The sequence below is a fragment of the Arsenicicoccus piscis genome (assembly GCF_022568835.1).
Classification (GTDB): Bacteria; Actinomycetota; Actinomycetes; order Actinomycetales; family Dermatophilaceae; genus Arsenicicoccus; species Arsenicicoccus piscis.
Genome location: NZ_JAKZHV010000003.1, coordinates 56,904 through 70,361 on the forward strand (window position 1 = coordinate 56,904; position 13,458 = coordinate 70,361).

Sequence of the window (13,458 nt, forward strand, 5' to 3'; positions counted from 1 at the left end):
GATTCTCGGATCATCTCGCTTCCCCAGCACCACGTGCTGGATTCAGCGTGTCCAAGAACCGGGGTCAGGCCCCGTCCCAGGCGAGCCCTGATCTGATGCGGCTGCTCACCACGTTCGTCAACGCACTGCTCTCCGCCCAGGCCGACGCGGTGTGCGGCGCCGGCTACAACGAGCGGAGCCCGGAGCGGGTCAACTCCCGCAACGGCTACCGCCACCGCGACCTCGACACCCGGGTCGGGACTCTCGACGTCGCAGTGCCCAAGCTCCGCCAGTCAAGCCTGTATCCGGAGTGGCTGCTCGAACGCAGGAAGCGTGCCGAACGAGCACTGACCAGTGTGGTGGCGACCTGCTACCTGCTCGGGGTCTCGACCCGGCGGATGGACAAGCTGGTGGCGACCCTCGGCATCACCGGGTTGTCGAAGTCCCAGGTCTCGGTGATGGCCAAGGAGCTCGACGAGCAGGTCGAGCAGTTCCGTACCCGTCGGCTCGAAGAGGCCGGGCCGTTCACGTTCGTCGCCGCCGACGCGCTCGTGCTCAAGGTCCGCGAAGGTGGGCGGGTGGTGCCGGTGCACGTGCTGGTAGCCACCGGCGTGAACGCTGGTGGGCACCGCGAGATCCTTGGCGTGCAGGTCACCACCAGCGAGGACGGCGCCGGCTGGCTCGCGTTCTTCCGCGACCTCACAGCCCGCGGCCTGGCCGGCGTCAAGCTCGTCACGTCCGACGCGCACGCCGGGCTCGTGAGCGCGATCGCCGCGACCATCCCGGGCGCTGCCTGGCAGCGCTGCCGCACCCACTACGCAGCGAACCTGATGTCCGCGACCCCAAAGTCGTCCTGGCCATGGGTCAAGGCGTTGCTGCACTCGATCTACGACCAGCCCGACGCCGACGCCGTCCACGCCCAGTTCGACCGTGTCGTCGACGCCCTGGCCGAGAAGCTTCCCGACGTCGCCGAACATCTCGAGGACGCTCGTGCCGACATCCTCGCGTTCACGCCGTTCCCAAAGGAGGTCTGGCGTCAGATCTGGTCGAACAACCCCAACGAACGGCTCAACCGCGAGATCCGCCGACGCACCGACGTGGTCGGGATCTTCCCCGACCGCGCATCCATCATCCGGCTCGTCGGCGCCGTCCTGGCCGAGCAGCACGACGAGTGGGCCGAAGGCCGCCGCTACCTCGGGCTCGACGTCCTCGCCCGCGCCCAAGCCATCGACACCGATCACGCCGAGGAGGTGAGCACCGACCTCGAACTTCAGGCCCTCACGGACTGACCGACACGCCCAACCGAGGGATCAACCTCGTACACCACCCCAGCGGACTTGACCCCCAGGTGGGCTGGTTTGACCTCACTGAACCGGTTCGGTCATCGCAAGCAAGAATGCACTGAACCGGTTCGGTTGGCAAGAGGTCCGGATCGGTTGCTGGCTCAGCCCACCGTCGTGGCGCGCGGGACGAGCACGCTCGGGGCGGTCCGGCGGTGCGGGAGCACCACGCCAGGCTGCGCGATCTGGTCGAGGATCGTCCGGGCCGCCAGGGCGCCCAGCGCGCCAGGTGCGCGGTCCAGGGCGGTGACCGGGGGGTCTACGAGCTGGCAGAGGAAGGAGTCGTCCCAGGCCGCGATCGCGAGGTCCCCCGGGGAGGTGAGCCGGCGGGCGCGCACGGCGTGCACGGCCCCTACCGCCATGAGGTCGTTGCCGGTGATGATCGCGGTCGGGGCGTCGGGTCGATCGAGCAGCTCGCCGACGGCGCGCTGGCCGTCCGCCTTGGAGTAGTCGGCGCCGACGTAGGTCAGCCGCAGGCCGCGACGACGCGCGGCAGCGGCCACGGTGTCGTGACGAATTCGCTCGTGGGAGAGCGCGATCGGCCCGCCGACGTGCCCGAGGTGGCGGTGGCCGAGGTCGGCCAGGTGGCCCACCAGCGTCTCGGAGTCCTCGGCCTCGGGCGAGAGGACGTGTGGCTGGGAGGGGTCCGTGGACGGGGCGCCGACGAACACCGCGGGGGCGCCGAGCGACGTCAGCAGCCGCGGCCGGGGGTCGTCGACGTGCTGGTCGAGGCAGATGAACCCCGCGACCCGGTCCGAGCGCCACCACTGCCGGTAGATCGCCCGCTCGCGCTCGGGGTCGTCGGTGATCCGCAGCAGCAGCGCTCCGTCGGCGCGCTCCAGCTCGGCCTCCATGCCGGCGAGGACCCGCACGAAAAACGGCTCGGTGGAAAGCATCTCGGGGTCGCGCCGCACCACGAGGCCGATCGTGTCGGACCGCTTGTTGGAGAGCGCGCGGGCCGAGCTGCTGGGGTGCCAGTCGAGCTCGTCGGCGAGGTCGAGCACGCGGCGGCGCGTCTCGTCGCTCACGCCGGGGCGGTCGTTGAGGGCGTAGGACACCGACGACTTCGACAGCCCCAGGCGGTCCGCGAGGTCGGCGATGGTCACGCGTTTCACGGTGGGTCTCTTCTGTTGCTGGCTGTAGTCATCGCAGGATACGCAGCGCGACCGTCGCTCTGGATCGGGTTCCGCACTTCACCGCGGCAGGCCGCAAAGGTCGGAGTCGAGGGCGGCGCGGGTGCTGCCCGGCCGGCTGCGGCCGCACCTCTGGTCGTTGGTCGACGGGTCCTCGAGCCCAGCTCGATCCGGGTGCACGATGAGACATGCGGCCGCCGGGCGCCTGAGGAATGGATGGCTCCCCTTCCACATGGACTGTTGAGCATCCATACGGCGACGTGGATCTCTCGCACTCCCTGAGCACGCACGCCCCACTCCAAGAACGTCCAGGGGTTCGACACCGAGTCCGCTCATGGCCGCGTGGACGGGAGTCGACGTACACCTACCGCCCACCCAGAGCAACGCGGGTGCCGCGACCCGGGTGGCGACCCGACAAGACCGACTACTCGACGGTGTGGCCGAAGCTTCGGCCGCACCGACAAAACAGAAGATCCGGACCAGATGGGATGTGGTGGCGATGCCGACGAGTGACGGTAGCGCCAACACTATTGACTCTCCGCATCGGGACCACCACAGTGTGTGCATGTCAGCGGAGACCACCTCGCCTGCCGTCCGCCTCCCGCAGAGCCTGCTCCCGGGCGGCGAGGAACGAGTGGAGTCCAGCAGAGTGGTGTACGACGGACCTGAGTGAGCGCGTGCCTCCAACGTAGGCGCGGCCACCAGGTGGATCCTTCGAGTGATCTCTCACAACCGACTCGAAGAAGGACACCTTGATGACCGCTGTGCCCAGTATCGACCCTGCCCAGTTCCTGAACGAGCAGCTGTCCCAGGCGAGCCCCGACCTGATGCGGGACTTGCTCACCACTTTCGTCAACGCGTTGCTGTCCGCGCAGGCCGACGCGGTGTGCGGCGCGGGCTTCAACCAGCGAAGCCCGGAGCGGGTCAACTCCCGCAACGGCTACCGCCACCGTGACCTCGACACCCGGGTCGGCACCCTCGACGTCGCTGTCCCGAAGCTGCGTCAGGGCAGCCTGTACCCGGAGTGGCTGCTCGAACGAAGGAAGCGGGCTGAGAGGGCCCTGACCTCGGTGGTGGCGACCTGCTACCTGCTCGGGGTCAGCACGCGCCGGATGGACAAGCTGGTCCAGACCCTCGGCATCACCGGACTGTCCAAGAGCCAGGTCTCGGTGATGGCCAAGGAACTCGACGAGCACGTCGAACAGTTCCGCACCCGGCGCCTGGAGGACGGCGGACCGTTCACATTCGTCGCTGCCGACGCGCTCGTGCTCAAGGTCCGCGAAGGCGGCCGGGTGGTGCCCGTGCATGCGCTGGTCGCGACCGGCGTCAACGCCGATGGGCACCGCGAGATCCTCGGCGTGCAGGTCACCACCAGCGAGGACGGCGCCGGCTGGCTCGCCTTCTTCCGCGACCTGACTGCCCGCGGCTTGTCCGGGGTCAAGCTGGTCACCAGCGATGCTCACGCTGGCCTAGTGAACGCGATCGCGGCCACCATCCCCGGCGCCGCGTGGCAGCGCTGCCGCACCCACTACGCGGCGAACCTCATGTCCGCGACACCGAAGTCGTCGTGGCCATGGGTCAAGGCGCTGCTGCACTCGATCTACGACCAGCCCGACGCCGAAGCGGTACACGCCCAGTTCGACAGGGTCATCCACGCCCTTCACGAGAAGCTCCCCGCCGTGGCCGAGCACCTCGAGATCGCTCGCGCCGACATCCTCGCGTTCACGCCGTTCCCGAAGGAGGTCTGGCGCCAGATCTGGTCGAACAACCCCAACGAGCGGCTCAACCGCGAGATCCGCAGGCGCACCGACGTTGTTGGGATCTTCCCCGACCGGGCCAGCATCATCCGGCTCGTCGGTGCCGTGCTGGCCGAGCAGCACGACGAGTGGGCCGAAGGCCGCCGCTACCTCGGACTCGACGTCCTCGCCCGAGCCCAGGCCGTCGACACCAACCACGTCGAGGAGGTGACCGACCTAGAACCCCAGGCCCTCACAGCCTGACCGACACACCCAACCGAGGGATCAACCTCGTACACCACCCCAGCGGACTTGACCGAGGAACGCGCCGTGAGGGTACTGCAGGCCTACTTCACCCCTCTGTCGGGACGTGACACCGGGTTCACGGGCGGAGCATGGGACACCTTCGACCCGTCGGGCACCCGGGCCACCAGCCGCGACGTGTTCACGGCCGACGATCTGCTGTCGTGCTCACTCCTATCGACCCCGATCCCCGGTCGGGCGGCGATGGAGCTCCTGGTCCGGCAGCCCGCCACGTTCACTCAGATGCTGAGCGCGATTCCGGACGACCGCGAATTCGCGGATGTCCCTGACACGCATGGTCCGGAGTTCCAGCCGGTCCGCGTGCTGTATGCAGCACTGAGAGAGCTGCCGAGGCTCGGTCCGACCCGGGCCACCAAGCTTCTCGCGCGCAAGCGCCCGCGACTCGTCCCGATCGTCGACAGCGTGGTGCGATCGGCCATGCCGCCACGCACTACTTCCCACTGGGCACTGCTGCATGCGGCGCTCACCAACGACGGTGGCGCACTCCAGGAGCGCCTCCTCGACCTGCGGAGCAAAGCCGGCCTCTCCGACGATGTCAGCGCCCTGCGCGTCTTCGATGTGCTGGTCTGGATGGATGGGTCAGGCAACGCCGACAGAGTGCTGCGGGGACAGGAGATCCGGTCAGTCGAGTCGAACACTGACGAGTAGCCCACCCCACTCCACAGAAGGGGGCGTCGACGTTGACCCGTGTCAGCGGTCGCTCATCGCCGATCCCGAGAGCCGATCTGGTGCTTGTCGGCGGCTCGGGTTAGTTTCGGTTCAGGCCGAACTGAAGTGATAGGAGCTTGTTCTTCCAGTAGGACTCGCTCTTCTCGATGGTTTCATCGGGCGTGTTTTGGTCGACCACTTCCAGGACCGAGACATGGTAGTTCCTATATCCGCTTCGAGCTGCAGCCTTGAGAGCGACATCCCCGCCGTCACCGCCGTTCGCGTAGTCGGCCCAGCGCCCGAAGAGGCCGCCAGCGCCCTTGGCTGAGCCCACGAGTTGCTTCCCCGAGTCGCGGTCGACCAGCAGGTATATACCCTTGACGCTGCGGAGCACTTGTTGCCACGAGTTGGGCAGGGTCGGGATTTCGTCAATCGGACGGAGGAAGGTGCGGAACCCTGGGAAGGGCGGTTCGTACTGCTGTGTGATCTCGATGACCGGCTTCGGCTGATTCGCTGCGAGCTGGACCCAAGTCCGCGTCCCGCGGCCCCAGTCGATCACGACCTTGTCCTGGTAGTTCGCCAACGCATCGAGCAGCCGCAGCTCGTATTTGTAATGACCAGAGACGTCCTCGTTCAACAGCAGGTCAGTGCTCCCCGGCGGGCAGGTTCCCAGCCCGTCGACCTGGTACATGCCTACGAACACCGTCTTGCGGTTCTCGGTGACGACGAAGCTGGCCAACAGGCCGCCGACCCCCGGGAAGGCTTCCCCGCGCTGAACACTCTGATACTACTCGAAAGCAGCGCGATCGTTGCGCCAGGCCTCATATAAACGTCCCGATCCAAGCCGGCCGTCCTGGTGCCGGACCAGTCGAACCTGAGCGGTGTCGATCCCCTCAATGGTCACCAGATCGTTGAACGTCAGCATCACTAGCTCCCAGACAGCGCGGTCGGATCGGTGGCAGCGAGGCTATCGACAGAAGAACACTTGGAGGGATCGGTTGACGAAACGCAACAATTATCCCAAATGTCGATGCGCTGCGAATCTGGGACGCGCAACCGCTCGCCGGACTTACACCAGTCAGCCACTCAGCGTGATGCGCTCCGCTACAGTGAGTGAATGGTCGAGCACGAGCAGCACCTGGAGACAGACCCCGAGGGGCATGTGGCACAAACGGCGAAGGCTGTGACGGACAAGATCCTCACCGCCGGCATCGGGGGTGCCGGTCCCTTCAAGGGCGCCATTCCTCTCGCCGAGGAGTACGCAGGACAGCACATCGACACCGAGAAGGCGATCGAGCGGCTCATCGCCGCACACGTCTACACCACGGCAGCGAGCGGCTTCGTGAGCGGTCTTGGCGGGCTGGCCACGTTGCCCATTGCGCTACCGGCGGACCTGACCACACTGTGGATTCAACAGGCGCGGCTGGTGGCGGCCATCGCGCATCTGCGCGGCTACAACGTCAGGTCGGACGAGGTGCGCAGCGTTGTCCTGCTGACTCTCCTCGGCTCCAGCGGTACGGAAGCCATGGCCAAGGCGGGCGTGACCGTCGGTCAGAAGGGCTTCGTGTCGGCGATCGGCAAGGTGTCGGGCAAGACCCTGCAGGCGATCAACAAGGCGGTCGGCTTCCGTCTCGTCACCAAGGCCGGCACCAAGGGCGTGGTCAACCTAACGAAGTTCGTGCCAGTCGCCGGCGGGCTGGTCGGTGGCGGCGTCAACGGAGTCAGCACCAAGACGGTGGGCGCTTGGGCGAAGAAGAACTTCCCAGTCGTCGAACTCACCATGCCCGCAGCCTCACCCAGCTGAGGCTGCGGCAAGCGCGACTGGGACGCCGCCCGGGGGCCTCAACAGATGTCTCGCCGGGCGCCACCACGTCCAAGACAGGGGGTAAGGTTCACGCTCGATTTCACAGCCATCGATTTCGAGACCGCGAACTCGTACAGGGGGTCGCCCTGCGCCGTCGGACTCGTCCGCGTACGTGACGGTGAGCCTGTCGATGAGCGTCTCTGGTTGATTCGACCGCCCGAAGCGGTTGACCATTTCGACCGCTTTAATACGAGGCTCCACGGTCTCGACTCCGCGGCCGTCGTAGACGCACCGAGGTGGCGTGAGGTTCTGCCCGCGATCCTGGACTACGTCGGCGAGGACGTAGTCGTGGCACACAATGCCGGTTTCGACATCGGGGTTGTGCGCTACGCATGTGCAGCGGACAACATCGCGTGGCCCGAGATGCACTTCCTGTGCACGATGGTGATGGCTCGACGCGCGCTCAGCCTCCCCTCCTACCGGCTGCCGTACGTCGTGGAGTCGCTTGGTGCCGAGATGGGAGCCCATCACGATCCGCTCTCCGACGCCCACGGTGTCGTAGCAGTTGTGAGGGCTCTAGCCGACAGAGCTGGGGTCTGCACCCTCGCCGACCTGGCGGCCAGCCAGGGCCTGTCCATCGGACACATGAGCAGCGACCACTACATCGGCACCGTTACCAACGGCTCGGGGGGCCGAAACTTCACACCCATCGAAGTCAACATGGACGCCGACCCCAGCGGGTATCTCTACGGAAGAGTCGTTGTTTTCACCGGCGCCCTGATGTCCATGACGCGGGACACTGCCCGGCAGGAGTGCGCACGTGTGGGTGCTACGCCGGACCCGAACACCACCCAGCGGACCAACGTGCTTGTGGTGGGGGACATCAACCCGGCAAGCCTGCGTCCCGGCAGCAAGGTGACCGGCAAGGCTCGCAAGGCATTCGCACTACAAGGCAAGGGCCAAGCCATCGAAGTTATGACTGAAGACGACTTCGTGCGTTGCCTGGCGGGCCAACGCCTCGATGCTTCGGTCGGTTACTGACCATGCTCCACCGGTTTACTCACCGTGCCTACATCTCCGCCACAACGCAAGGCCTCGTGGGATGTCGTCACTCGCGGCGGCGAGCAGGCCGGGGTCCACGCCCTCGTCGGCCAGGACGTCCACGAGTTGCTGAAGTGCCAGCGGCGGCGCTGGGCTGTTGGGCTGGCGTCATGCCCGGCTGGTGGAGCAGCTGATACGCGGTGATCTCCACCTGCGCTCCGCGCTCGGCCAGTGACTCGATCAGCGCGAGCGGCATGTCTGGGACCGTGTAGGACGGGTGAGTGAGCAGGAACCGGCCGATGCCCCTGGTCTGCGCCTCGTCGAGGAGCCAGCGGCACTCGTCCAGACTCACGTGACCGGTGCAGAGCAACGCGTCATAGTCGGCGATCAGGTCCAGCACCAGACGCGCTCGGTGCGTCGCGTCGAGAGTTCGGTCGACTGGGGGGACGGCGTAGGTCGTGCGGGGCAGTCGCGCGTCCTGGTCACTGAGCCGTGGCAGACAGGCCGCGGCCTGGGTGTGCGAGTCGGCAGTGGGGAACCACACGACTCGACCGCCGCTGGCCAGCGCGCTGCGAACGGTAGCCGGATTCACCCCGCCTGTGTGCTGATTGAGCGCGATGCCGCCGATGACGTCGAGGGGGGTCGCTCGACTGCCTGATCCTGGACGAGGCCCACCGCTTCGCGAGACGTCTGCCAACCGCTTCACCCGCAAGGAGAAGAGGACGGGACGTCCCCAGATCGACGAACTCCTGAGCACCGCACGGGTCCCCGTGTTCCTGCTGGACCAGGACCAAGTGGTGCGCCCTGGCGAGCTCGGCACCGTGGCAGACATCGAGGTCGCCGCTCGTGAGCGCGGGATCGACGTGATGAAGATCAACCTCGACGCTCAGTTTCGCTGCGGTAGGTCTCTCGCCTTCGTGCACTGGACACAAAGCCTGCTCGGTCTGACGGACGGCCCGGTAGAGCACTGGGGTGGCGACGACGACTTCGAGGTCAATGTCATGGCGTCCCCGACCGAGCTCGAGCAGTGGCTCGTGGCTCACCAGGAGGGCGGGTACACGGCACGCATGGCCGCGGGCTACTGCTGGTCGTGGAGCGACCCGCGTCCGGACGGCACGCTCGTCGACGACGTGCAGATCGGCTCGTGGTCGCGCCCCTGGAACCTCAAGGCTGACCGCGGCGTGGGCGGTGCGCCGCCGTCAGCGCTGTGAGCAACTGATCCCGCCGGCTGCAACCAGGTCGGGTGCGTCTACACGGCCCAAGGATTCGAGTACGACTACGCCGGCGTCATCATGGGGCCCGACCTCGTGTGGCGCACCGACCGCTGGGTGACCGACCGTGCGGGAAGCAAGGACCCGAAGCTCAAGTCTCGTCAGATCAGCGACGTCGGCTTCGACCGCCTGGTGCGCAACGTCTACAAGGTGCTGTTTACGCGCGGCATGCGGGGGCTCGGCATCTATTCCACAGACACCGAGACTCGCGAGTACTTGGCGGCGCTGGTCTGACACAGATCACCGGGACCAAACTCAACGATCGATGTCCTTGGGACGCAGGCGCTCGAAGCTGTCGGCTTAAAACGCCACCTACACCCTTGATTGCGAAGATCCACTACTTTCCACCTTGCTGTACACTCGCGAGAAAGGCGAGCACTGCCTGCGACGGTTCGTGTTGAAGATCGTTCAGCCCGAATCCAAGACTGCCAAGGCGGCTCAACTCGAGGCGATATATCTGACCATCGCGAACAACTGCTCCGCGTTCAATCAGCGCGGACAGGATTGCTTGCCTCCCCGTACGACCACGAACGATTAGAAGATCCATTTTATCTGCGTGGCAAGCCTGACCGCTGGCAACGCTTGAACGAAAGTTCCGCAAGATTGCGCGAAGGTCCATAAATGAATCAAAAGGTATGTGAGTCAGGCCGGGTTCTATGCGAACTACGTGTCTGTGCAAAATAGGAGAGTATGCTGCGGATATGATTTTAAGTCCGTCAGGATCGCCCGAGACCCTCTTGAGAGTATCTGCAGCAACTTGATTGGATAAGAGGATTACTGCAGTTCTTGCATTCGCCCGGACTTCTAATGTCGCACCACGCATATCGATGCTGTCCGCCGCAATCATGACACGTGGGCCGAAGCGCATATGGCCGGTCGCTGGTATCACCGCCTGGCCGTCGATGGACAGCATGCAGTCGCGAAGCTCAGACGGCAACGCGACTGGCTGATCTCCCGATCCAAACTGAACCCTGAGGTGGTCCCCGGTCTTCGAGTCAACTTCTAGGAATGAGCCATTCGAACCGATGTCCGCAAAAAGAAGATCGTCATAAGCCGAGAGCCAGTCACGCTCCAAGAGAAGTGAGTCCATGACATTCATAATGATCGACCGCGGGAGGTCTTCATCTGACCCATCTTCCTCTGATTCATTTGACTCACCTGAACGCGGAATAATGCTCAGGAATCTGCCAAAGAACGGACCGGGCCGCGCGGTTTTTTGCTGCACCTCACCTAACAACATGAGATCGTCAGGATCTAGAATAGCCAGCGATGCCTTTATATAATCCTCGAATACGAGGCTGGCGAACCCACCTTCTTGGTAAAAAGGATGGTCGTCGAAAAATTCTTGAACCTTACGCTCATATTCCTCCCGCACCGCACCGGGAAGTCCAGCGGGGAGCGCTTCGTACATCGGAGTATTTAATGACCGCTCCGCCAGGCGGAAAATCTGTTCTTGCGGGCTGTAGATCTGTTCCAATGAACCGAGGTCTAGCTGAGCAGGAACCTTCGCTTTCAATTGCGCTAGAAGCGAATCCCGGACCTTCCGTGCCTCTCGGTCGAGGATTGACGAGCAGATTGCGAGCAGGACGCCCGCGCGACCATTGGCGGTGAGTCGCCCTGCCGTAGACGGGTTTGGAACCGCCACAAGAGGTGCAAGTGCGCTCAAGACGGGCGGGTAGCCCAACATACCCTTGAGCTGTGCCCAATCCACGGACACATCCGCCTGCTCTCCGATGAGGCTCTGGGCCGCTTCAGCGAGCCGATGGTCTAGGAGTTCCTTGTAGGGGGAGGTGAAAGGGGTTGGAACCTTTGCATATCGTCGACCCTTTTTGTCGTGCTCCACTACCTTTTCGACGAATTCTCGAGCCTTGTCAAGAGAGAAGAAGTCTAAAGTCGCGCGCCCAAAGGGGACCCCTTCTCCCTCTAGGAAGTTGCATATGACTTCTGCGCAATCGCGTCTGGCGAGTGCGATCACCCTTACACCTTGGGGGCCAGAACTCTGGCGATAGATTTCTTTGAGATCGTTTAAGCATGACAGAAAGTTGTCCTGACCTGCCCGCAACTGAGCCTCGTCCAGCGCATCGATAATCAATCCGCTTACGCCGTCTACGACTGCTTTCATGGGGGCATTGTCAAAGCCAGCAGCAGAGGTTATCAACCCCTGGATCGAGTAGACGCCGACCTGCATGGTATGACCATTAACGAGTGGCCATTTGAGATCAGCCGCCAGCGCCCGCGCGAGCGCCGATTTTCCTGTAGCTGCTGAGGCCTCGATGACCAGCGTGCTGGCATCCTGCGGCCAAGAAGAGATCGTGAGTGTCGGCTCGACGTAACCCGGAGCCCGAGAGCAAACGGGAACCAAGTCATCTCTGTCGGCTCTGAGTGCGTGCATATACGACTTCGCATGGGTGAGATCATCCAGAAGGGCCGCATACTCCATCTGCTCCATGCTGACCAGCATGCCACAGAAGCACCTTCTTAGCTGACCGACGCGCTTGGGGCGAGGTGCTGGAGGGGCTTTCGCTCAGAGGTGGAGTTGAGTCCCCGATAGTGGTGTAGCGCGGTCGCCGTGATCGTCGCCGGCGTGTACGCCGGACGTAGACGCGGCCACCGCGTGATCCTTCGAGTTCACCTCCTACAGCTCACTCGAACGGAGTCATCACGATGACCGCACCACACATTGTCGACCCTGCACGCCTGCTCGGCGAAGCTCTCGCCGAAGCGTCGCCGGATCTGATGCGCCAGTTGTTGCAGACGATGATCAATGCCCTGCTGTCCGCGGATGCCGATGCTGTCGTGGGCGCTGAGTACGGCCGCCCCGCCCGGGCCGGACCGCGCAGCGCAACGGCTACCGCCACCGCGACCTGGACACCCGCGTCGGGACCCTCGAGGTGGCGATCCCCAAGCTGCGCAAGGGCACCTACTTCCCCGAGTGGCTCCTCGAGCGCCGCAAGCGTGCCGAGACCGCTCTCATCACCGTCGTGGCCGACTGCTACCTCGCCGGCGTGTCCACGCGGCGGATGGACAAGCTGGTCAAGACCCTCGGCATCGACTCACTGTCCAAGTCGCAGGTCTCAAGGATGGCCGCTGAGCTCGACGAGCACGTCGAGCAGTTCCGCCACCGGCCGTTGGACGCAGCTGGGCCGTTCACGTTCGTCGCCGCGGACGCGTTGACCATGAAGCTCCGCGAAGGCGGGCGGGTGATCAACGCCGTCGTGCTGCTGGCCACCGGCGTGAACGGCGACGGGCACCGCGAGGTCCTCGGTATGCGAGTGGCCACCGCTGAGACCGGCCCAGTCTGGAACGAGTTCTTCGCCGACCTGGTTGCCCGCGGCCTGACCGGGGTCCGTCTGGTCACCAGCGATGCGCACGCCGGCCTGGTCGAGGCGATCGCAGCCAACCTACCCGGAGCCTCGTGGCAGCGCTGCCGCACCCACTACGCCGCCAACCTCATGTCGGTGACCCCGAAGTCGATGTGGCCCGCGGTCAAGGCGATGCTGCACAGCGTGTACGACCAGCCCGACCGACCCGCGGTCCACGCCCAGTTCGACCGACTCCTGGACTACGTCGCCGACAAGCTGCCCGAGGTCCACGACCACCTCGACGGCGCCCGCGCCGACATCTTGGCCTTCACCGGCTTCCCCAAAGACGTGTGGACCCAGATCTGGTCCAACAACCCCGCTGAACGCCTCAACCGCGAGATCCGGCGCCGCACCGACGCCGTCGGGATCTTCCCGACCCGCCCAGCGATCGTGCGGCTCGTCGGAGCCGTCCTGGCCGAGCAGACCGACGAATGGGCCGAAGGCCGCCGCTACCTCGGACTTGAGGCACTCGCCCGCTGCCGCGTCAACATCGTTCCCACCACCCAACCCGAGATCGGAGCCGATGACCTACCAGCCTTGACCGCCTGACCAATCCAGAGGGAGAACGCAGCGCTACACCACTACCCGGGACTTGACCAGAGGTGGTCGTCCGGGATGAGGCCGTGGGACGCGGTCGAGTCTGGAAAGTTGGGGGTGCAACCGAGCGGCTGGCGACGCGGATCGTTCACGCCGCGGCGGTCTGAGCTGGGAGTAGATGAATGGAAATGCTGTCCGGCTACGAGACGCTTGGATCACCACCTCTCAAGTCCTCGGGCGGGAAGGCACTCCGTAGTCCGTAGGTCACTCATAGCGCGTGGTC

General features: G+C 65.0%; 10 protein-coding genes and 2 pseudogenes. 7 read left to right on the forward strand and 5 right to left on the reverse strand.

Annotation, left to right across the window (positions count from 1 at the left end):
• Window positions 1-47 precede the first annotated feature (47 nt).
• Window positions 48-1,268 (forward strand): IS256 family transposase, encoded by a 1,221-nt coding sequence (locus MM440_RS06120; protein ID WP_241443452.1) that lies wholly within the window; start codon window positions 48-50, stop codon window positions 1,266-1,268.
• Between the two features lie 155 nt (window positions 1,269-1,423).
• Here the strand turns inward: MM440_RS06120 and MM440_RS06125 are convergent, their stop codons facing one another.
• A complete protein-coding gene (locus MM440_RS06125) occupies window positions 1,424-2,425 on the reverse strand; it encodes a LacI family DNA-binding transcriptional regulator (protein WP_241443453.1) in 1,002 nt (333 codons plus the stop codon).
• Window positions 2,426-3,207: 782 nt separating this feature from the next.
• Between MM440_RS06125 and MM440_RS06130 the strand changes: the two genes are divergently transcribed.
• Complete coding sequence (locus MM440_RS06130; protein ID WP_241441595.1) at window positions 3,208-4,452, forward strand: IS256 family transposase; 1,245 nt, start codon at window positions 3,208-3,210, stop codon at window positions 4,450-4,452.
• A gap of 66 nt (window positions 4,453-4,518) precedes the next feature.
• The gene (locus MM440_RS06135) at window positions 4,519-5,160 is read left to right on the forward strand and encodes a DUF6308 family protein (protein WP_241443454.1); all 642 of its coding nucleotides are present in this window, start codon (window positions 4,519-4,521) and stop codon (window positions 5,158-5,160) included.
• A gap of 100 nt (window positions 5,161-5,260) precedes the next feature.
• On the opposite strand, the gene MM440_RS06140 is transcribed toward MM440_RS06135, so the two are convergent.
• Window positions 5,261-5,899, reverse strand: a complete 639-nt coding sequence (locus MM440_RS06140) for a GIY-YIG nuclease family protein (protein WP_241443455.1) — start codon at window positions 5,897-5,899, stop codon at window positions 5,261-5,263.
• 48 nt (window positions 5,900-5,947) lie between these two features.
• On the reverse strand, window positions 5,948-6,085 hold the full coding sequence (locus tag MM440_RS06145; protein ID WP_241443456.1) for a hypothetical protein: 138 nt from the start codon (window positions 6,083-6,085) through the stop codon (window positions 5,948-5,950).
• 192 nt (window positions 6,086-6,277) lie between these two features.
• Here MM440_RS06145 and MM440_RS06150 point away from each other — a divergent pair, with 192 nt between their 5' ends.
• The gene (locus MM440_RS06150) at window positions 6,278-6,964 is read left to right on the forward strand and encodes an EcsC family protein (protein ID WP_241443457.1); all 687 of its coding nucleotides are present in this window, start codon (window positions 6,278-6,280) and stop codon (window positions 6,962-6,964) included.
• Window positions 6,965-7,009: 45 nt separating this feature from the next.
• Complete coding sequence (locus MM440_RS06155; RefSeq protein WP_241443458.1) at window positions 7,010-8,005, forward strand: exonuclease domain-containing protein; 996 nt, start codon at window positions 7,010-7,012, stop codon at window positions 8,003-8,005.
• A 67-nt stretch (window positions 8,006-8,072) separates the two neighbouring features.
• On the opposite strand, the gene MM440_RS06160 is transcribed toward MM440_RS06155, so the two are convergent.
• Window positions 8,073-8,711, reverse strand: coding sequence for a DUF6282 family protein (locus MM440_RS06160; RefSeq protein ID WP_241443912.1), 639 nt, complete (start codon window positions 8,709-8,711; stop codon window positions 8,073-8,075).
• Between MM440_RS06160 and MM440_RS06165 the strand changes: the two are divergent.
• Window positions 8,632-9,510 (forward strand): annotated as a pseudogene (locus tag MM440_RS06165) (DNA/RNA helicase domain-containing protein). The gene MM440_RS06160 and the pseudogene MM440_RS06165 sit on opposite strands and share 80 nt — an antisense overlap.
• Window positions 9,511-9,613: 103 nt before the next feature.
• Here MM440_RS06165 and MM440_RS06170 read toward each other — a convergent pair.
• Entirely contained in the window at window positions 9,614-11,737 is a 2,124-nt protein-coding gene (locus MM440_RS06170; protein WP_241443459.1) for a hypothetical protein, read from the reverse strand.
• Between the two features lie 203 nt (window positions 11,738-11,940).
• Between MM440_RS06170 and MM440_RS06175 the strand changes: the two are divergent.
• Window positions 11,941-13,187 (forward strand): annotated as a pseudogene (locus MM440_RS06175) (IS256 family transposase).
• Window positions 13,188-13,458: the final 271 nt, after the last annotated feature.

Coding starts and splice junctions, on each gene's coding strand:
- MM440_RS06170 (WP_241443459.1), bottom strand. CDS start 11,737: ATGCTGGTCAGCATGGAGCAGATGGAGTATGCGGCCCTTCTGGATGAT.
- MM440_RS06150 (WP_241443457.1), top strand. CDS start 6,278: ATGGTCGAGCACGAGCAGCACCTGGAGACAGACCCCGAGGGGCATGTG.
- MM440_RS06130 (WP_241441595.1), top strand. CDS start 3,208: ATGACCGCTGTGCCCAGTATCGACCCTGCCCAGTTCCTGAACGAGCAG.
- MM440_RS06155 (WP_241443458.1), top strand. CDS start 7,010: ATGTCTCGCCGGGCGCCACCACGTCCAAGACAGGGGGTAAGGTTCACG.
- MM440_RS06145 (WP_241443456.1), bottom strand. CDS start 6,085: ATGCTGACGTTCAACGATCTGGTGACCATTGAGGGGATCGACACCGCT.